General features: G+C 73.4%; 16 protein-coding genes. 11 read left to right on the top strand and 5 right to left on the bottom strand.

Annotated elements, in window-relative coordinates; genetic code table 11:
• Positions 1 to 210 precede the first annotated feature (210 nt).
• Positions 211 to 1230, top strand: coding sequence for a methyltransferase (locus ABD330_RS22325; protein WP_344467705.1), 1020 nt, complete (start codon positions 211 to 213; stop codon positions 1228 to 1230).
• A 72-nt stretch (positions 1231 to 1302) separates the two neighbouring features.
• Here ABD330_RS22325 and ABD330_RS22320 read toward each other — a convergent pair whose 3' ends face one another.
• The 3 genes from ABD330_RS22320 to ABD330_RS22310 all read right to left on the bottom strand — a co-directional run bounded on the left by ABD330_RS22320 (position 1303) and on the right by ABD330_RS22310 (position 5494).
• A complete protein-coding gene (locus ABD330_RS22320; protein ID WP_344467704.1) occupies positions 1303 to 2322 on the bottom strand; it encodes a methyltransferase in 1020 nt (339 codons plus the stop codon).
• Between the two features lie 117 nt (positions 2323 to 2439).
• The gene (locus tag ABD330_RS22315; protein WP_344467703.1) at positions 2440 to 4173 is read right to left on the bottom strand and encodes an MFS transporter; all 1734 of its coding nucleotides are present in this window, start codon (positions 4171 to 4173) and stop codon (positions 2440 to 2442) included.
• 292 nt (positions 4174 to 4465) lie between these two features.
• Positions 4466 to 5494, bottom strand: a complete 1029-nt coding sequence (locus ABD330_RS22310) for a methyltransferase (RefSeq protein WP_344467702.1) — start codon at positions 5492 to 5494, stop codon at positions 4466 to 4468.
• A gap of 264 nt (positions 5495 to 5758) precedes the next feature.
• Here ABD330_RS22310 and ABD330_RS22305 point away from each other — a divergent pair, with 264 nt between their 5' ends.
• The 8 genes from ABD330_RS22305 to ABD330_RS22270 all read left to right on the top strand — a co-directional run bounded on the left by ABD330_RS22305 (position 5759) and on the right by ABD330_RS22270 (position 14036).
• Positions 5759 to 6955, top strand: coding sequence for a cytochrome P450 (locus tag ABD330_RS22305; protein ID WP_344467701.1), 1197 nt, complete (start codon positions 5759 to 5761; stop codon positions 6953 to 6955).
• On the top strand, positions 6952 to 7197 hold the full coding sequence (locus tag ABD330_RS22300; protein ID WP_344467700.1) for a ferredoxin: 246 nt from the start codon (positions 6952 to 6954) through the stop codon (positions 7195 to 7197). Before ABD330_RS22305 ends, ABD330_RS22300 begins: the two co-directional genes overlap by 4 nt.
• Complete coding sequence (locus ABD330_RS22295; protein ID WP_344467699.1) at positions 7194 to 8543, top strand: FAD-dependent oxidoreductase; 1350 nt, start codon at positions 7194 to 7196, stop codon at positions 8541 to 8543. The genes ABD330_RS22300 and ABD330_RS22295 overlap by 4 nt, the downstream gene beginning before the upstream one ends.
• A 33-nt stretch (positions 8544 to 8576) precedes the next feature.
• On the top strand, positions 8577 to 9437 hold the full coding sequence (locus ABD330_RS22290; RefSeq protein ID WP_344467698.1) for an LLM class flavin-dependent oxidoreductase: 861 nt from the start codon (positions 8577 to 8579) through the stop codon (positions 9435 to 9437).
• Positions 9434 to 10663, top strand: a complete 1230-nt coding sequence (locus ABD330_RS22285) for an FAD-dependent monooxygenase (RefSeq protein WP_344467697.1) — start codon at positions 9434 to 9436, stop codon at positions 10661 to 10663. The genes ABD330_RS22290 and ABD330_RS22285 overlap by 4 nt, the downstream gene beginning before the upstream one ends.
• A complete protein-coding gene (locus ABD330_RS22280; protein WP_344467696.1) occupies positions 10660 to 11535 on the top strand; it encodes an NAD(P)H-binding protein in 876 nt (291 codons plus the stop codon). The genes ABD330_RS22285 and ABD330_RS22280 overlap by 4 nt, the downstream gene beginning before the upstream one ends.
• A gap of 162 nt (positions 11536 to 11697) precedes the next feature.
• Positions 11698 to 12420 carry a TenA family protein gene (locus tag ABD330_RS22275; RefSeq protein WP_344467695.1) on the top strand — a complete coding sequence of 241 codons (723 nt, stop codon included), beginning with the start codon at positions 11698 to 11700 and terminating at the stop codon, positions 12418 to 12420.
• A 44-nt stretch (positions 12421 to 12464) separates the two neighbouring features.
• On the top strand, positions 12465 to 14036 hold the full coding sequence (locus tag ABD330_RS22270; RefSeq protein ID WP_344467694.1) for an FAD-dependent monooxygenase: 1572 nt from the start codon (positions 12465 to 12467) through the stop codon (positions 14034 to 14036).
• Positions 14037 to 14229: 193 nt separating this feature from the next.
• Here ABD330_RS22270 and ABD330_RS22265 read toward each other — a convergent pair whose 3' ends face one another.
• Both ABD330_RS22265 and asnB read right to left on the bottom strand, forming a co-directional pair.
• The gene (locus ABD330_RS22265) at positions 14230 to 14913 is read right to left on the bottom strand and encodes a class I SAM-dependent methyltransferase (RefSeq protein ID WP_344467693.1); all 684 of its coding nucleotides are present in this window, start codon (positions 14911 to 14913) and stop codon (positions 14230 to 14232) included.
• Between the two features lie 12 nt (positions 14914 to 14925).
• Positions 14926 to 16782, bottom strand: a complete 1857-nt coding sequence (gene asnB / locus ABD330_RS22260; protein WP_344467692.1) for an asparagine synthase (glutamine-hydrolyzing) — start codon at positions 16780 to 16782, stop codon at positions 14926 to 14928.
• Between the two features lie 186 nt (positions 16783 to 16968).
• Between asnB and ABD330_RS22255 the strand changes: the two genes are divergently transcribed.
• Positions 16969 to 18030 (top strand): methyltransferase, encoded by a 1062-nt coding sequence (locus ABD330_RS22255; protein ID WP_344467691.1) that lies wholly within the window; start codon positions 16969 to 16971, stop codon positions 18028 to 18030.
• A gap of 68 nt (positions 18031 to 18098) precedes the next feature.
• The gene (locus ABD330_RS22250; RefSeq protein ID WP_344467690.1) at positions 18099 to 19301 is read left to right on the top strand and encodes a cytochrome P450; all 1203 of its coding nucleotides are present in this window, start codon (positions 18099 to 18101) and stop codon (positions 19299 to 19301) included.
• Positions 19302 to 19306 lie beyond the last annotated feature (5 nt).

Below are 19306 nucleotides of genomic sequence, written 5' to 3'. Positions count from 1 at the left end.
TCATGAACTCATGAACAGTGACGGGTCGATCCGCGGCACTGGGACAGGGGTACCGGCGCGGGCTCAAGGATTCCTGGCTTCACGGTCGGGCCCCGGGGCCGCCGCGGCCCCTCCAGGCAGGTTCGAGGACGGCTCCATGCCCGGCTGACAGCGTCACAGCCCGACAGGTGCGGCGCCTGGCAGGCAGGCGTCCAGGAAGGAGTCTCCCCGATGACTACCAAGGCCCCGGACGTCGGCACTGCCGCCGGGATACTGCGCCTCGGCAACGCGTTCTGCGATGCCAAGGCGCTGCTGACCGCTGTTGAACTCGACCTGTTCACGCAGCTGCACAAGGCCCCGGGCGGCTCGGCCGGATTCGAGGAGGTCAGGGAGTCGCTGGGGCTGCACGGACGCGGCCTGCGCGACTTCCTCGACCTGCTGGTCGCGCTGCGGATCCTGGAGCGCCAGGACGGCCGCTACCGCAACGCGCCGGGCACCGACCGGCACCTGGTGCGCGGCGGCGAGGAGTACGTCGGCGGCTTCCTGCTGCGCTCCAGCCGCAACCTCTACCCGGCCTGGGGCCGGCTGGAGGAGGCGCTGCGGACCGGGCAGCAGCAGTCCGGCAGCCACTACGACGAGGTCACCCAGAACCCGGAGATCCTCCGTCAGTTCATCGGCAGCATGGACGCCTTCACCAACGTGCTCGGCGCCCAGCTGATCGAGGCGTACGACTGGTCCGGCCATGGTTCGGTGGTGGACGTGGGCGGCGCGCGCGGGAACCTCTGCTCGCAGATCGTCCGGGCGCGGCCGCACCTGGCCGGGAAGGTCTTCGACCTGCCCGAGATGGAGCCGTTCGCCAAGGAGCTGATCACCGGGCTCGGGCTGACCGGGAAGCTGGAGTTCCACGGCGGCAGCTTCTTCACCGACCCGCTGCCCGCCGCCGACGTCGTGGTGCTCGGCCACGTCCTGCACGACTGGGACACCGAGCAGCGCAGCCTGCTGGTGCACAAGGCGTTCGACGCGGTCAACCCGGGCGGCACGCTGCTGGTCTACGACCGGATGCTCGACGACGAGCCGGAGCACGCCGAGAATCTGGTGATCAGCCTCGACATGCTGCTGGTCACCGACGGCGGCTCGGAGTACCCGGCGTCCGAGATCGTCGCCCACGCCGCGCACGCCGGCTTCGCCGGCACCGAGGTCCTCCCGCTCGGCGACTACGACACCCTGGTCGTCTGCCGCAAGGCGGCCTGACCCCGCACCGCGCAGCACTGTGCCCCCGGACCACGAGTCCGGGGGCACAGTACTGCGGCGGGCCCGACGGGCTCAGCCGCGGAGCTCCTTGCGGCAGACCACCAGCGTGTCGTAGTCGGCGAGCCGCCGGTGCGTGACCGCGCCGAAGCCCGCCGCGGCCGCCTGCGCGCGGAGCTCCGCGACGGTGTACTCCGCGCCGCCGTCGGTGACCAGCAGCATGTGCAGGCTCGCCGCCAGGTTCTCGGTGTCGTCCGCCAGTTCGCCGAGCATCCGGTCGTAGACCAGCAGCGCCCCGCCCGGGTTGACCGCCTCGAACGCCTTGTCCAGCAGTTCCTGCCGCTGCTCCGGGTCCCAGTCGTGCAGGATGTGGCCGAGCACCAGGACGTCGGCGGCGGGCAGCGGGTCCTGGAAGAAGTCGCCCGGGTGGAAGACGGCCTGGCCCGTCCGGCCCAGTTCGGCCTGGTACTCGTGGAAGAACGGCTCCAGCTGCGGGAGGTCGAAGACGTGCCCCCGGACGTCCGGCCGGGCGGCGAGCAGCTGCCCGAGCAGGTGCCCCCGGCAGCCGCCGACGTCGAGCACCGAGTGGTACTCGACGCCCTCCAGCGCGGCGGTCAGCGGGGCGCCGAGACCCTGCGTCAGGCCGTCCATCATCCGCACGAACTGGCCGGTGGCGACCGGGTCGTCGAGCATCCCGGTGTAGTCGACCCGGCCCTGCGGCCGGCCGGTCCGCAGGGCCTGCGCCAGCTCCCCGTAGACCGGGTAGAGGTTGATGTCCGCGCCGCGCAGGAACCCGCCGACCGCGCCGGGGCGCCCGGACACCAGGTGGCGGTCGGCGCCGTCGGCGTTGCGGTAGCGGCCGTCCGCGTCCCGGCGCAGCAGGCCGAGGGCGGCGAGCAGCGCGAGGAAGTCGGCCAGCCCCCGGCCGTGCAGGCCGAGCCGGTCGCGCAGCTCCCCGGGGGTCGCGGGCCCCTCGTCCAGCACGGTGAAGAGGTCGAGCCGGACGGCGGTGAGCAGCGCCTTCGCGTGGCAGAAGCGGTTGCCTAGCTGGAGGATCGACGCCGCGGTGCCGACGTCCTCGACGGTGGTGGTCATGACCGGTCTCCCATTCCTGGACGGATCTGCGCACCGGAATCTCCCAGCGCGGGATGGAGAACGGCTCGACCAGCGGTCGGATCCGGCGGCCGGTCGGCACGGCCGCCGGCCGCCCGGTCAGCCGGTCAGCGCGGCTTCCGCGCTCGTCTCGTCCGCGCCCGCCTCCTCCTGGGGCCGGAGCCGGGCCGGCAGCAGGAAGGTCAGCAGGAAGGCGACGCCCAGGATCGCGGTCTCGAACCGGAGGACGTGCGAGACCGCGAGCGAGAAGCCCTCCTTGCGGGCGACGGTCGACGCGTCCGCGACGGCCGCCCGGACCCGGGCCTCGGCGCCGGGGGGGACGGCGCCGTCCGGGACCACCGAGCGGCACCGCGCCGACGGCTGCTCCGGTTCGCCGCTCCGGCCCGCCGCCCGTGCGCAGTCCGTGACGCTCTGCAGGATGTCCTCCCGGGCCTGCCCGGTCACCCCGGCGGCGGTCAGCCGGTCGCGGAGTTCGGGCACGGCCCGCTGCGCGCCGGGTACGGCCTGCCCGCCCAGCAGGCCGAAGAAGAGCACGCCCAGCACCGCGACACCGGCCGCCGCACCCAGCTGGTTGACGGTGTTCAGGACGCCGGAGGCGGACCCGGCGTCGCGGTGCGGCACCCCCGACAGCAGTAGCTCGATCATGGGCGAGGCCACCAGGCCCATGCCCAGGCCCATCACGGCCAGCGACGGCGCCAGGACCCAGCTGCCGGTGGACGCGCCGTAGTGCCGGATCGTCAGGATCAGGGCGACCATGCCGCCCATCATCACCGCGATGCCGCCACTGAGCACGACCCGGCCCAGCCGCTTGGCGGCCGTGGGGGAGAACGCGGAGGTCACCACCACCCCGGCCGAGAACGGCAGGACGGCCATGCCCGCACCGAACGCGGTGAAGCCCATGCCGTTCTGCAGGTAGTAGGTGAACGGGAAGAAGAACCCGGCGACGGCGGCGAAGAAGAACAGCAGCAGGACCAGCCCGACGGTGAACGTCCGCCGGCGGAACAGCGCGGGCTGGACGAGGGCGAAGCCGTCGCGCCGCTGCTTGGCCCGCTCGTACCGGGCGAACACCGCGAACAGCGGCAGCGAGCAGCCCATCGCCACGAACGTCCAGGCGGGCCAGCCCAGTTCGCGTCCCTGCACGAGCGGGTAGAGCACCGCCAGCAGGGCCGCGGTGACCAGCACCATGCCCACCGCGTCCAGCCGCCGGGCGTCCGGGGCCTTCGACTCGCGGACGTACCTGGCCACGCCCGCCAGCGCCACCAGCCCGACCGGCAGGTTGATCAGGAAGATCGGCCGCCAGGACCACCCGAACAGGTCCGCGTTGATCAGCAGGCCGCCCAGCACCGGCCCGAGCACCGAGGCCAGCCCGGAGAGCGCGCCGAACAGCCCGAACACCTTGGCCCGCTCGTTCTCCGGGAAGGTCACCTGGAAGACCGACAGGCCCTGCGTCACCACCAGTGCCCCGCCCAGCCCCTGGACCACCCGCGACACGATCAGCATCGTCGGGGTCTGGGCCGCGCCGCAGGCCGCCGAGGCGGCGACGAACAGGACGATCCCGGCCAGCAGCACCCGCTTGCGGCCCAGCAGGTCGCCGACCCGGCCGGCCGTCACCAGGCAGAGCGCGAAGGTGAGGGTGTACCCCTCGACCACCCACTGCAGGGCCGCGCCGCTCGCGTGCAGGTGCTTCTGCAGCCCGGGCAGGGCCACCACGACGATGCTGGTGTCCACCAGGTCGAGCGCCATCGCGACCAGGACGAAGACCGCCGCGCGCCAGCGCATCGGGTCGGGGCCGCCCGGGGCGGCGAGGGTGCGGTGGTCGGCTTCAGTGGTCATCTGGTCTCTCCGTCGGCGTCGCTCGTCGTGCCCGCGGCGGCCGGCGCCCACGGGCTGCGGGCCCCGGCGTCCGGGGGCGGTACCCGCAACGGGGGATGCTCGCAGGACCGGCTCGGGCGGCGGTCGAGCACGAACGGTGACGCGCGAGGGCCCCTCCGGAGCTGTCCGGAGGGGCCCTCGCCGAACCCGGCCGGCCGCGTTGTCCGCCGCGGCCGGCCCGGTTCGGCCGGCCGGGCTCAGCGGGCCGGGTTCGGTAGGCCCGGTTCGGCCGGCCGGGCTCAGCGGGCCGGGTTCAGGATGCGACGGGCGCGGCTTCGAGCGCGTGGTAGAGGTACGGGCAGGGCAGCGGGGTGGCGGCGGTGAGCTCCAGGCCGGCCCCGGCGAACAGCCGCTCGTACTCGGCGAGGGTGCGCTCGCGGCCGGTGGTCATCACCAGCATCTCGATGTCGGAGATGGCGGCGCCCAGGGCGTCGGCCGGGTCCTCGTCGGTGCCGCCCTCGGACAGCACCGAGGTGAAGACGACGACCCGTCCGCCCTCCGGCAGCACCTTGCGGATGTTGGAGAGGATCTGGATGCTCTCCTCGTCGTTCCAGTCGTGCAGGATGTTCTTCAGCAGGTAGACGTCGCCACCGGCCGGGACGGACTCGAAGAACGAGCCGACCGTGATGCCGCAGCGGTCGTCCAGCCCGGCCTCGGCGAGCACCCCGGCCGTCTCCACGACGCCGTTGGCGGTGTCGAACACGGTGCCGCGCAGGCCCGAGTTGGCGCCGAGCACGGCCGCCAGCAGGGTGCCGCGCCCGCCGCCGACGTCCACCGCGTGCCGGAACCGGGTGAAGTCGAACTGCTTGACGATCGCGGGGGACTGCACGTCACTGCCGCCGGTCATCGCGGCGTGGAAGACGGCCGCCAGCTTCGGGTCGTGCTCGAAGTGGTCGAACAGCGGTGCGCCGTTGGCGATGTCGAACGCCGAGCGCCCGGTGCGCACCGACTCCTCCAGCACCTCCCAGGCCCGCCAGACCGCCGGCGTGGCGTGCATGTCGGACAGCGGCCCGAAGTGGGCCGCCACCGGGGTGGCCCGGTAGCCGTCGGCGTCCAGGTGCAGCACCCCCGCCTTGACCGCCGCGTACAGCAGGCGGCGCAGGCTGCGCGGGTGGGCGCCGGTGCGCTCGATCAGCTGCTCGGCGCTCTGCGGCCGCTCGGCCACCGCGTCGAGGATGCCGAGGCTCGACACGGTCGCGCCTATCTGGTGGAGGGCGAATCCGAACGCCAGCGGCAGGTACTCCGCTGCGGACGCCGGCTGCGTCGGGATCTGACTGCTCATTGCACTCCCCTTGGTTCCGTCAGGATCAGACCGCCGCAGGTCGCGGCGCCCGCACCGGTCGACGGCGTGGCCCGGGCGCTCAGCGGCTCGATGTACCGCCGCGAATCTCGCAGCGCCCGATGGAGGATCGCTCGACCTGCGCTGGGCCCGGGAGCCCGGCCGCCGGGGCCCCGGCGCGCTCGACCGGGCTTCGAGCCGGTCCCCAGGCCGGGTGCCCACGCTGGCCGGGTCCCAGCAGCACGCGCAGGAGAGGGCGGTTCACAGATGAGCGCGTCGTGCCCAGTCGGGTATCCCCTTCCATGGGCCCCGGCACCGGACATACCGAAGTCCTGGACGACCCTGACCGAGCAGCCGCTGCTGGAGATCGCGCTGCCCAGTGGTGAGCCGGCCCTGCTGGTCACCCGGTACAAGGACGTGCGGCGGCTGTTCGCCGACGAGCGGCTCAGCCGCAACACCTTCGGCCGCGCCTCACGGGTCTCGGCGAGCAACGACCTGTTCGGCGACCCCAACATCGACAACGACCCGCCGCAGTACCTGACCGAACGCTCGGTGGTGATGCGGGCGTTCAGCGCGCGCCGGATCGAGGCGCTGCGCGAGGTCGTCAAGGTGATCGTCGCCGAGCTGCTGGACGCGATGGAGGCGGGCCCGCAGCCCGCCGAGCTGATGGAGGCCTTCGCCTACCCGCTGCCCATCCTGGTGATCTGCCACATGCTCGGCGTCCCCCCGCAGGACCGGCCCAAGTTCCGGCGCCTGATCGACGGCTTCCTGTCGGTCTCCAAGCTGCCCGAGGACGAGGTCGACCAGTGCCGCCGGCAGTACTGGGACTACCTGACCGAGCTGATCGACTCCAAGCGGGCCGAGCCGGGCGACGACCTGATCAGCGACATGATCGAGATCAGCCGGGAGGACCCGGCCAAGCTGACGGCCTACCAGTTGCAGCACTGGGTCAAGACGCTGCTGATCGCCGGGTACGTGACCACCGCCTCCCAGCTGGGCACCGGGATGGCCGTGCTGCTGCACCGGCCCGAGGTGACCGCCGAGCTGAAGGCGGACCTCTCGCTGGTGCCGTCGGCCGTCGAGGAGCTGCTCCGCTACCAGATGATGGGCACCTCGCTGGGCACCCTGCGGTACGCGGTCGAGGACATCGAACTGCTCGACGGCAGCACCGTCATCCCCAAGGGGTCGACCGTGCTGCTCTCCCAGGAGTCCAACATGGACCCGGAGGAGTTCGCCGACCCGCTGACCCTGGACATCCGCCGCACCGACAACCACCACCTGACCTTCGGCGCGGGCATCCACTTCTGCGCGGGCGCCGCGCTGGCCCGGATGGAGCTCCAGGAGGCCACCGAGGCCCTGCTGCGCCGCTTCCCGGGGCTGCGGCTCGCGGTGCCGGGGGAGGAGCTGCGCCGGCCGGTCGGCGGCTTCCTCGCCGGGTACACCGAGATCCCGGTCAGCTGGTGACGGCCGTGGACGGGCTGCGCGTCTCGGCGGACCGGGAGAGCTGCGTGACCAGCAGCCTGTGCGTCTACCGGCTGCCCCAGGTGTTCGACCAGGACGCCGAGGGCCGGGTGCTGGTCCTGGACGAGCGGCCCCCGGACGGCCTGCGGCGCGAGCTGCGGCGCGCCCGGCGGGGCTGCCCGACCCGGTCGATCCGGGTGGACGGGCTGGGGCCGGACGCCGACGAGGACGGCGGTGCGCCATGACCGGCACACCGCTGCGCGTCCTCGTCATCGGCGCCGGCACCGGCGGGATGGCGCTCGCCCACGGCCTGCGCCGTGCGGGCTTCGACGTCGCGGTCTTCGAGCGCGACCGCACCCGCAGTGCGGGGCTGCACGGCTACCGCGTCGGCATCGGGCCCGACGGCAGCGCCGCCCTCAAGCGGCTGCTGCCCCCCGAGCTGTACGAGACCTTCAAGGCCACCTGCGCCCGGCCGCCCCGGCACTTCGTGATGCTCACCGAACGGCTCCGCTCCAGCATCGACCTGCCCGTCCGCCCGGCGGTGGACGAGGAGAGCGGCGAGCGGTCGGTCAGCCGGATGACGCTCCGCCAGGTGCTGTTCACCGGCATGGACGACATCGTCTCCTTCGACCGGACGTTCACCCACTACGAGCGCCTGCCCGACGGCCGGGTCACCGCGTACTTCGAGGACGGCAGCGAGGAGACCGGGGACCTGCTGGTGGCGGCCGACGGCGTCGGCTCGCGGGTCCGCCGGCAGTACCTGCCGCACGCCCGGGTGGAAGAGGCCGGGATCATCTCGATCGCCGCGAAGCTGCCGGCCACCCCCGAGGCCCTGGCCCTGCTGCCGGAGCACGTCCGGAACGGCATCGGCCTGGTGTTCGGACCCAAGGGCCACACCTGCATCCTGCACACCATGGAGTTCCCCTGGGACGGCGCCGGCCGGGTCAAGGAGGGCATCGGCGGCAACGACGCCGACCTGGTCGGGCAGTGGCCCGGCCTGCTCTTCGACAACACCCGCGACTACGTCAACTGGGGCTTCTGGGCCGCCACCGACAAGTTCCCGTCCGACGTGATGAAGCTCGACGGCCGGCAGCTGATCGACCTCGTCCTGGAGCTGACCCCCGGGTGGCACCCCGCCCTGCGCGAGCTGTTCCGCCTGGGCGACCCCAGCACCTGCTTCCCCATCAACATCCGCACCTCGGTGCCCGTCGCGCAGTGGCCCACCACCACCATCACCCTGCTCGGCGACGCCATCCACACCATGACGCCCGGCCAGGGCGTCGGCGCGAACACCGCGCTGCGCGACGCGGCGCTGCTCACCCGCAGGCTCACCGACTTCCGGGACGGCCGGCTCGGCCTCCACGACGCCGTCCGCGCCTACGAGACCGAGATGATCCGGTACGGCTTCGAGGCCGTGCTGGCATCCAGGAAGCAGACCGGCGGGGACCAGCCGATCCACCGCCCGTACGTCGGGCGGCTGGCGCTGGCCGGCCTGCGCGCGTCCCTCTTCGTCGCCTCCCGGGTGCCGTCCATGAAGCAGAAGATGGCCGACGCCCTGCACACCCAACGCGGCGGGGACCGGGACGACTGACTCCCCGCCCGCCCTTCGACCGAGGAGAACACAGTGGACATCGGGGTTTGCCTGCCGATCGGAGTACCCGGCGCCGCCGGTAGCCAGTTGATCGAGTTCGCCCGCCGGGCCGACCGGCTCGGGTTCAGCAGCCTGACCGTCACCGACCGGGTGGTGTACGACAGTTACGACAGCATCGTGGCGCTCTCCGCCGCCGCCGCCGTCACCACCCGGATCAAGCTCGTCACCGCCGTGCTGCTGCCCGCCTACCGGCCCAGCACGGTCGAACTGGCCAAGCAGCTCGCCAGCCTGGACCGGCTCTCCGAGGGCCGGCTGGTGATCGGCGTCTCGGCCGGCATGCGCGAGGACGACTACGCCGCGACCGGCACCGGCTTCGGCACCCGTGGCCGCCGCCTGGACACCATGCTGGAGGAACTGCGCGAGGTCTGGGCGGGCAAGGGCCCGGTGCCCGGTGTCGGCCCGCAGCCCGTGAACGGCGACATCCCGGTCTGGGGAGGCGGCCACTCCCCGGCGGGGCTGCGGCGGGCCGCCCGGCACGCGATCGGCTGGATCTCGCCCGGCGGCCCGCCGCAGCGGTTCGCCGACCAGGTGGCCGGCTTCCGCGCGCTGTGGGACGAGGAGGGCCGCACCGGCACCCCCCGGATGGGCGCCAACTGCTACGTCGCGCTGGGCCCGGACGGCAAGGAGCACGCCCGCGAGCACATGCTGAGCTACTACGCCTACATGGGCAAGATGGCCGAGCACCTGGCCGCCGGCGCCGTCACCGAGGCCGACACCCTGCGCGCGCTGGTCGACGGCTACGCCGCCGCCGGCTGCGACGAACTGTTCCTGCTGCCGGTCACGGCCGACCCCGGCCACCTGGACCTGCTCGCGGACGCGGTGCTGCGCCGATGACCGAGGACCGGACCGCGCAGCCGCCGGACCGCAGCGCCGTGGTGATCGGCGGCGGGATCGGCGGGCTGGCCGCCGCCGTCGGACTCCACCGGACGGGCTGGCGCGTCACCGTACTGGAACGCGCCCCCGAGCCGCGCGAGTCCGGCGCCGGGATCTCCCTGCTCACCAACGCCCAGCGGGCCCTGGACGCGATCGGCCTGGGCGCGGCCGTCCGGGCGGGCGCGGCCGTCATGGCGCCCGGCGGCGAGGGCCTGCGGCTCGCCTCCGGGCGCCGCCTGCAACCCCCGGCCGACCCGGACTTCCTGCGCGAACACGGCCTCTCCCTGGTGGTGCTGCCCCGTCCCGTCCTGCACGGACTGCTGCGCGCCGCCCTCCCGGCGGGCGCGCTGCGCACCGGTGCGGCCGTCACCCGGGTCGTGGACCTCGGGAACGCCGCCGCGGCCGTCTACCGCACCCCGCAGGGCGAGCAGGCGCAGAGCGCCGACCTGGTGATCGCCGCGGACGGCGCGTTCAGCGGCATCCGGAGCGCCCTGTGGCCGGACGTCCCGCCACCCGCGTACAGCGGGCACAGCGTCTGGCGCGGCATCGCCGAGGGCGTCGACGGCGCGGCCGAGCCGGGCGGCAGCAGCTGGGGGCGCGGCCTGGAGTTCGGCCGGATGCCGCTCGGCCGGGACCGCGTCTACTGGTTCGCCGTCGCCAACACCCCGCAGGGCAGGCGCTTCCCCGACGAACACGCCGAGGTGCTGCGGCGGTTCGGCGGCTGGCACCAGCCGGTGCCCGCGCTGATCGCCGCCACCCCGCCGGGCACCGTGCTGCGCCACGACGTCTTCGAACTGGTGCGTCCGCTGCCCAGCTACGTGTCGGGGCGGGTCGCGCTGCTGGGCGACGCCGCGCACGCCATGACCTCCGACCTCGGGCAGGGCGCCTGCCAGGCGCTGGAGGACGCGGCCGTGCTGTGCGCGGTGCTCGCGGCGCCCGGCAGCGTCCCCGAGGCGCTCGCGAGCTACGACGAGCAGCGCCGCCCGCGGTCCCAGTCGATCGCCGAGGCCTCCCGCCGGATGGGCGAGTTCAAGCTGACCGAGCGGCCCTGGCGGCTGCTGCGGCGCAACGCCCGGATGCGGCGCACCCGGCCGCGGGAGAGCCAGCAGGGGCTGGCCGTGGTGGGGGACTGGCGGCCGCCCGAGCTGCCGGCCCTCACGGCCGCCGGGCAGGGGGAACCCCGGTGATCCTGGTGCTCGGCGCGACCGGGACGGTCGGCCGTGGCGTGGTCGCGGGGCTGGCGGCGGCCGGCCGGCCCGTCCGCGCCCTCACCCGGGACGCGGCCCGGGCCGCCCGCTCCGGTCTGCCGCCCGGTGTCGAACTCGCCGAGGGCGACCTGGGCCGGCCGCAGACGCTGTGCGCCGCCTTCGACGGTGTGGACGCCGTCTTCGCCCTGTCGACCGGCCCCGACGCGGCCCGCCAGGACGCGGCCGTCGCGCAGGAGGCGGGCCGCCGCAGGGTCCGCCGGCTGGTGCGGCTCTCCTCGGTGGCCGCCGACGCGCCGGCCGTCGGCTCCTACGGGAGTGCCCAGGCGGACGCCGAACTGGCGTTCGCCCGGACCGGCGCGGAGTGGACGATGCTGCGGGCCGCCGGGTTCATGTCCAACGTCCTGCAGTGGCGGGCCTCGATCGCGGCCGAGGGCCGCGCCTACCAGACGTACGGCGGCATCCCCAGAGCCGTCGTCGACCCGGCGGACATCGCCGCCGCCGCCGTGGCCTGCCTGACCTCGGACGGGCACGGCGGACGGGTCTACCGGCTCACCGGACCGCAGGCGCTGACGGCGCCCGGGCAGCTGGCCAGGATCGCCGCACTGCTGGGGCGCCCGCTGGAGTACGTCGAGGCCCCCCGGGAGGCCGCGGCCCGGGCGATGGCCGAGGGCGGCCTGCCGCCGGAGTTCGCGGCCGGCCTGCTGGACGCGCTCGCCGACCCCGACCCGCGCCGGGGCGGCACGCCGCTGCCGACGGTGCACCGGCTCACCGGCCGCCCGGCGGGCACTTTCGACGCCTGGCTGCTGCGCCACCGGGACGCGTTCGGACCTCGGACCGGCCGGGCCGGCTGACGCCGCGCGGCCGCTCCGGCGGGGCTCAAGCCGGACTCGACCACCATGGCTGAGTTTCGGGACCGGAGATGTTTGGTATACGACCGCCCGACGGCGGGGTGAGGGGTTGCGAGATGGGGGCACGGCTGCGGTCCGGCCGTCCGGTCGGGGGGAGTTGAACCGGTGACACTGCGAGAACACCTCTGGGAACGTGCCGAGCCCCTGGTCGCCGGGGTCCTGGCGCACCCCTTCTGGGCCGGGCTCCGTGACGGCACGCTCGCTCCGGAGGTCCTGTGGCACTTCGCCGAGCAGGACGCCCGCTACACGGTGCCCGCCTACGCGCGGGCGCTGGCCCGTACCGCGGCCGCGCCGGACCGGGACGACCACGGCGCGCTGCTCGCGGGCGCGGCCGGGGCGACCTTCGAGTCGCTCACCCGGATGTCCCGTGAGCTGGAGCGGCTGTCCGAGCGGTTCGAGGGGCTGGAACCGGCCGCCGGGATCACCCCGTCGACGCTGGCCCACACCTCGTTCATGACGGCCGCCGCCACCACCTCCTTCGCCGCCGGGATCGGTGGACTACTACCCATGACCTGGTTCCACCAGAAGGTCTGCCACGACCTGACGGAGCGCCGGAAACCCGGCTCCCGCTACACGTGGTGGATCGACCAGTACTGCCCCGAGGACGGCTTCCACGACTACGTCGAGGCCTACCTCGGGATGGTCGACGACTTCGGCCGTCGGGCGTCCGACGCCGAACTCGCCGTGCTCGGTGACAGTTTCCTGCACGGCGCGCACTATGAGCTGGCCTTCTGCGAGGCAGCCTGGCGGTTGCAGAGCTGGGCCGGACCGTACCAGGGGAGCGGCGACCCGGCCGAGCCGCGCGACAGCACCGAGGGGCCGGGATGACATCGGAAAGGAAGACAGAGAACGTGAGTTCATACGACGAAAACGTGCCGGTTCTCATCGTCGGCGGGGGTTATGCGGGTCTGGCGACCTCGCTGTTCCTGGCCCACCACGGAGTGCGCTCGCTCCTGGTGGACCGTCACGCCGGGGTGGCCGTCCAGGGCCGGGCGCGCGGCATCAACCCGCGCACCATGGAGATCTACCGCCCACTGGGCATCGAGGAGCGCATCAAGGAGGCAGGCCGCCCCTTCGACGCCGACTCGGGTGTGGTGCGCTGCGAGAGTCTGAGTTCCGAGTGGAACTGGATCATGATGCAGGACTCCCCGCGCGCTCTGCCCGAGCTGACGGCCGGTGAGTTCGGGATGGCCGACCAGAGCACCGTCGAGCCGATCCTGGCCGAGACGGCCCGCGCCGCGGGCGCCGAGATCCGGCACTACACCCAGTGCGTGTCGGTCGAGCAGGACGCCGACGGCGTGACGGCCGTGATCGAGGACCGGACCACCGGCCGGCAGCGCACGGTGCGGGCGCAGTACGTCGTCGCCTGCGACGGCTACCGGGGCGGCATCCGGGAGAGCGTGGGCATCACCCGCAGCGGGCGCGGTGTGATCCGCTCCTACGTCTCCTTCGTCATCAAGGCCGACCTGTCGGACCTGATCGAGAAGACCGCGCTGTTCTGGATCATCGGCGGCGGCAGTGTGGCCGGCGGGTTCGTCACCCACGCGGTGCCGAACCAGTGGGGCGTGGCGCTCACCTACGACCCCGCCGTCGAGTCGCCGGAGGACTACACCACCGAGCGCTGCGTGAAGGCGGCGCAGGGCCTGATCGGCCGCGACGTGCCGGTCGAGGTGGTGGACAAGGCGGCCTGGGAGGAGGCCGTCAGCGTCGCCGACCGCTACCGCAGCGGCCGGGTCTTCCTGGCCGGTGACGCGGCCCACGTCTGGCCGCCGGCCGGCGCGCTGGGCGCCAACTCGGCGGTGCAGGACGCCCACAACCTGGCCTGGAAGCTCGCGGCCGTGGTGAAGGGGCAGGCCGGCGACGCCCTGCTGGACAGCTACGAGGACGAGCGGCGCGCCGTCGCGGTCGAGCTGGCCGACCTCACCGTCCGCAGCCAGGAGTCGCGGTTCGGGCCCACCCCGCAGGAGGACCCGCTGGAGCCCACGCTCTGCATCCTGGCGCAGCGGTACCGGTCCTCGGCGATGATCGGCGCCGAGCACACCGGCGTGATCGGCGAGACCGTCGACCAGCAGGCCAAGCCCGGCACCCGCGCGCCGCACCTGTGGCTCGACCACGAGGGCCGCCGGATCGGCGTGCACGACCTGTTCCACGACGCCTTCACGCTGATCACCGGGCCGTCGGGTGACGAGTGGAAGCGGGCGGCGGAGGCCGCCGCCGAGCGGACGGCCGTCCCGGTCCGCTCCTACCGGGTCGGCCCGGCCTCGGCCGGTACCGAGCTGGTCGACGTCGAGGCCACCTGGGCCACCCGCTACCGCCTCGGCCACGGCGGCGCCGTCCTGGTCCGCCCCGACGGCTACGTCGCCTGGCGCTGCGAGGAGCTCCCGGCCGACCCGGCCGCGGCGCTCGCGGACGCGCTCGGGCAGGTGCTCGGCACGGCGGTCTGATCCGGCCGTCCGGCACGGAAGGCGCCGACCCCCGCCGGGGGCCGGCGCCTTCCGCGTTCCTGCGCCCTGCGCCCTCTGCCGACGTCCGACGTCCGCTGTCCGCTGTCCGCCGGGCAACGCGCCGAGCGCCCCCGCCGGCGGTCGGCGGGGGCGCTCGGGCGGCGGCCGGATGGCGGCCGGTGGTGGGCCGTGCTCAGCCCGCGGTGGCCCGGAAGACCGCGACCGCGCCGCGGATCCTCACCTCGTACTCGGGGAAGTACCGGGCGAGTTGGCGTTCCAGGCCCTGCGGGTCGTCGCCCTGGTTCTGGAAGTTGCCGCGCCGGTGCTGCTCCAGCAGCAGCTTGTGGGTGAAGCGGCTCATCGGGACGCCCTCGGCGAGGACGGTGGTGCCGAACAGGACGCCGCCGGGCCGCAGCGTCTCGGCGACGTGCTTCAGGATGACGCCCTTGCCCTCCCAGCCGCCCGGAATGGTGTGGAAGACCAGGTTCATGGCGGCCGAGTCGAAGTGCTGCCGGGGCAGCGGCAGCGGCTCCATCAGGTTGGCCCGGCAGGTCTGCGGCTCGAAGCGGGCCAGCCGGTCGGCCGACATCTGCAGGCACTCCTCGCTCAGGTCGAGCAGGGTGATCTCCGGATCCGGGACGGGGAAGCGGCAGCGGTCGACGAAGTACCCCGTCCCCGGGCCGATGTCCAGGTGGCGCCGGCCGGCGGAGGTGTCGTACAGCTTGCGCATCACATGGGCCGGGCACTTCCAGACCGCCGAGCAGAACAGCCCGAGCACCCACTTGTCGTAGATCGCGAGCTTGCCCCGGGTGTACACCTCCTGCGCGTGCGCGATCCGGGGGTCCAGCCGCTCGGGAGCGGGCGAGGTGTCGGTCATCTCGGTCTCCATTCAGATCGCCAACTCGACGTTGTAGTGCGTCAGCCAGGTGTTGAACTGGAGCGCCATCTCCAGGTGCATCCGGCTCGGCCAGTCGTGCGCGTCGCCGGGTTCGGCCAGCGTGCGCCGCACCGCGTCGAGGTTCAGGTACGGCAGGACGGGCGCGGTCTCGTCGGCGACCAGCGCGGCCAGTTCGGCGTGCAGCATCCGGGTGTACGCCGGGTCCTGGGTGACCGGCCAGGGGCTCTTCTTGCGCTCCAGCACCGAGGCGGGCAGCAGGTCGCGGGCGACGGCCCGCAGCAGGGACTTCTCCTGCCCGTCGAAGGTCTTGAGGCTCCACGGCGTGTTGTACAGGTACTCGACCAGCCGGTGGTCGGCGTAGGGCAGCCGCAGCTCCAGGCCGTGGGCCATCGAGAGCCGGTCGCTGCGGTCCAGCAGCATCGGCAGCCAGCGGGTCAGGGTGAGGTAGCCGATGGTGCGCATCCGGCTCTCCTCGGGGCTCTCGCCCTCCTGGTGCGGGGCCTGCGCCGCCGCCGTGCGGTAGGTGTCCGCGTAGTGGCCGGCCATGTCGAGCTTGTCCAGGAAGCCGGTGCCGAACAGGTCCCGGCCCTGGCCTCCCCGGTTGCTCGGGTGCAGGCCCTCGTTGACCACCCACGGGAAGGTGTCGGCGCCCACGCACTCCGGCTTGAACATCCAGTTGTAGCCGCCGAAGATCTCGTCGGCCACCTCGCCGACCAGCGCCACCGTCGAGTGCGTCTTGATCTCGCGCGAGGTCAGGTAGTTCGAGGTGTCCATGTCGCCGAGCGTGGCCGGACCGTCCTGGGCCAGGACCACCTGGAGGCGGTCCTTCTGGTCCATCAGCTGGCTCGGGCTGAGCCTGATGTTGACGTGGTTCGAGCGGATGTGCCCGGCGACCTCGACCGCGTACGGCTCGTCCGGCGCGAACCGCACGTCGTCCCGCTGGAACTTCTCCACGTAGTCGTCGAACGTGGTCACGAAGGTGCGGATCCGCTCGCCGTCCAGCTTCCACCGCCAGTCGGCCGCGATCGCGGTGACGGTGCTGGAGTCCAGCCCGCCGGAGAGCGCGGTGCACAGCGGGACGTCCGCGACCAGCTCGCGCAGCACGATGTCGTGCAGCAGCGAGCGCACCGTCTCGACGGTCTGCGGCAGGTCGTCGGTGTGCGGGCGGGCCGTCAGCTCCCAGTACGTGCGGTCCCGGACCCCGTCCCGCCCGATGGTGAGGGTGTGGCCGGGCAGCAGCTCCGCCATGTCGCGGAACACGGCCCGGCCGGGCTGCTTGGCCACCGAGAACAGTTCGCGCAGGCCCTCGACGTCCACGACCGGGCGGACCTTGGGGTGGGCGAGCAGCGCCTTCGGCTCGGAGCCGAACAGCACCCCCTCGGGCAGCCGGGTGTAGAACAGCGGCTTGACGCCCAGCCGGTCGCGGACCAGCACGAGCTCCTCGCGGCGGACGTCCCAGATCGCGAAGGCGAAGATGCCCTCCAGCCGCTCGGCGAAGGCCGGGCCCCACTCCAGGTACGCCTGGAGCGCGACCTCGGTGTCGGTACGGGTGCGGAACCGGCGTCCGCGCGCCTGCAGTTCGGTGCGCAGCTGCTTGAAGTTGTAGATCTCGCCGTTGTGGACGATCACGGCCACGGTGCGGCCGTCCTCCTCCACCGCCAGCGGCTGCGCGCCGCCGGCCAGGTCGATCACGGCGGTCCGGGTGTGCCCGAGCGCGGCACAGCCGCTCAGCCACAGGCCCTGACCGTCGACGCCCCGGTTGGCCAGGGCGTCGGTCATCGCCTGCAGCACCGGGCGCTCGTCCGAGAGATCGTGCTCGAAGTCCACCCAGCCAGCGATGCCGCACATAGGCGTGTCCCTTTCCCTCGATGGTGTAAACCCGCAGCAGCGTGCGCCCGGCGCTTCGAGTACTCCTCGACGACCGGTGGACCGGGCCGCCCGGCGGCGGGCCCGTTCGACCGCAGCCCCATCGGGAGTCGAGCGGCCGCCGCGAGTCTGTGGGCCGCCGGAGCGGCGGACGAGAGGCGGAGGACGATGGACGCGCAGGACAGCACTTCCAACCCCCGGGGCATGGCCGGCTGGTTCGATCCGGGCCTGCCGCCGCGTCAGCAGGTGCTCGGATTCATCTATGCGAAGTGGGCCGTCGGCGCGCTGCGGGCGGCCGTCGAGGTGAAGGTGCCCGACGCGCTGGCCGACGGCCCCCGGACGGTCGCCGAGATCGCCGGGACGACCGGCACCGACGCCGACGCGCTCTACCGGGTGCTGCGGGCGATCGCCGCCGCCGGGGTGCTGGAGGAGCGCGCCGACGGCCGCTTCGCGCTGCTGCCGGTGTCGGAGGGGCTGGTCTCGGACGCCGAGGGCGGCATCCGCGACATGTTCCTGTTCGCCTCCGACCCGATGCTGTGGCGGCCGTACGAGAACGTGGCGCACACCCTGCGGACGGGCGAGGCGGCCTTCGTACCGGCGTTCGGGGAGCCGTTCTACGAGTACACCAAGGCGCACCCGGACAAGGCGGCGGTGCTGGACCGGGCGATGCTGCAGAACCGCTACCCCGGCATGGACCGGATCTTCGACGAGTTCGACTTCGGGCGGTTCCGCCGGATCGCGGACGTGGGCGGCGGCCGTGGGCACTTCCTGGCCGAGCTGCTGCGCCGCCACCCCGGCACCACCGGCGTGCTGGTCGACCAGGCGCACACGGTCGCCGAGGCGAAGGAGGTCTTCGACGGCTCCGGCCTGGAGGACCGGGTGTCGGTCGTGCCGTCCGACTTCTTCGTCGGGGTGCCGTCCGGCTGCGACGCCTACTTCGTCAAGAACACCCTGCACAACTGGGACAACGACAAGGCGCTGCTGATCCTGCGGAGCATCAGGACGGCCGTCGGCGACACCGACGCGCGGCTGCTGATCGTCGAGAACCTGCTGCGCGGCCCGGGGGAGTGGGACATCGGCAAGCTCATCGACGTCGAGTCGCTGGCCGTGCTCGGCGGCCGCGAGCGCGACCGCGCGGAGTGGAACCGCCTGGCCGGGGCGGCCGGCTTCGCGCCCGCCAACGAACCGGTGCCCGGCGACGTCGCGCTGCTGGAGTACCGGCCGGTGTGACGCGGTCGCGGAACCCGGACTCCCCCGAACCCCCGAGACCCAGGTCGATTCGCGAGACAGGTGTGCCCATGTCGATGCCGCTTCCCGATCCGATGATCCTGCCGTCGCGGCGCGGTTGCCCCTTCGATCCGCCCGAGGAGTACGCGCGGCTGCGGGAGGAGCGGCCGATGAGCCGGCTCCGGCTGCCCGGCGGGCGGGTCGGCTGGCTGGTCACGCGCTACGAGGACGCGCGGGCCGCGCTCGCGGACCCGCGGACCAGCCCGCCGCTGATCCAGGTCACCCCGGCGACGGAGCTCCCGTTGCCGGACGACGAACTCGCGGTGCCGCCCGGGGTGTTCTCGGCGATGGACCCGCCGGAGCAGAGCCGCTACCGGCGGCTGGTGAGCCGCTACTTCACCCGCAAGCGGTGCCGGGAGATCACGCCCAGGCTCGAACAGATCATCGACGAGCAGCTGACCGCGATGATCGGGCACGGCTCGCCGGTGGACCTGGTGGAGTGGTTCTCGCAGCCGATCCCGACACTGGTGATCACCGAGATGCTGGGGATCCCGGCCGGGCAGCGTTCGGACTACCAGCGCTGGATCATCGCGATGCTGTCGCTCGACACCGAGCCGGAGCCGCTGCGGGTGGCCAGGGACGGGCTGTACGGAGGGCTGGCCGAACTCGTCCGGGCCAGGCGGCTGGAGCCGGGCGAGGACATCCTCAGCGATCTGCTGCACGGTGACACGCCGCTCAAGGACGACGAGGTGGTCGGGATCGGGGCGCTGCTGCTGATCGCCGGCCTGGAGACGACCGCGAACATGCTGGGGCTCGGGGCGTTCGCGCTGCTGCAGAACCCCGCGCAGGCGGACGCGCTGCGGGCCGACGAGGCGCTCCTCGACGACGCCGTCGAGGAGTTGCTGCGCTACCTCACGATCGTCCAGTTCGGTCTGACCCGCACGGCCCGGGCGGACCTGGAGATCGCCGGGCAGACGGTCCGGGCGGGGGAGACGCTCATCGTCTCGCTCGCCGCCGCCAACCGCGATCCCCAGGTCTACCCGGACCCGGACCGGTTGGACCTGCTCCGCGACCAGGCGCCCCACCTGGCCTTCGGGCACGGTATCCACCAGTGCCTCGGGGCTCAACTCGCCCGGGTCGAGATGAAGTTGGCATTCCGCGCGCTGCTGACCCGGCTGCCCGGGCTGCGCCTGGCGGTGCCGGCCGACCAGGTCCGGACGGCGGCGGAGGACAAGGTCTTCTACGGCGTGCACGAGCTCCCGGTCGCCTGGTAGCCGGG

Origin of the sequence: Kitasatospora kazusensis (genome assembly GCF_039529945.1) — a bacterium.
In the GTDB taxonomy this organism is placed as follows: Bacteria; Actinomycetota; Actinomycetes; order Streptomycetales; family Streptomycetaceae; genus Kitasatospora; species Kitasatospora kazusensis.
The sequence above is the reverse complement of the archived record's forward strand: the minus strand, read 5'-3'. Positions and strand labels throughout refer to the sequence as shown.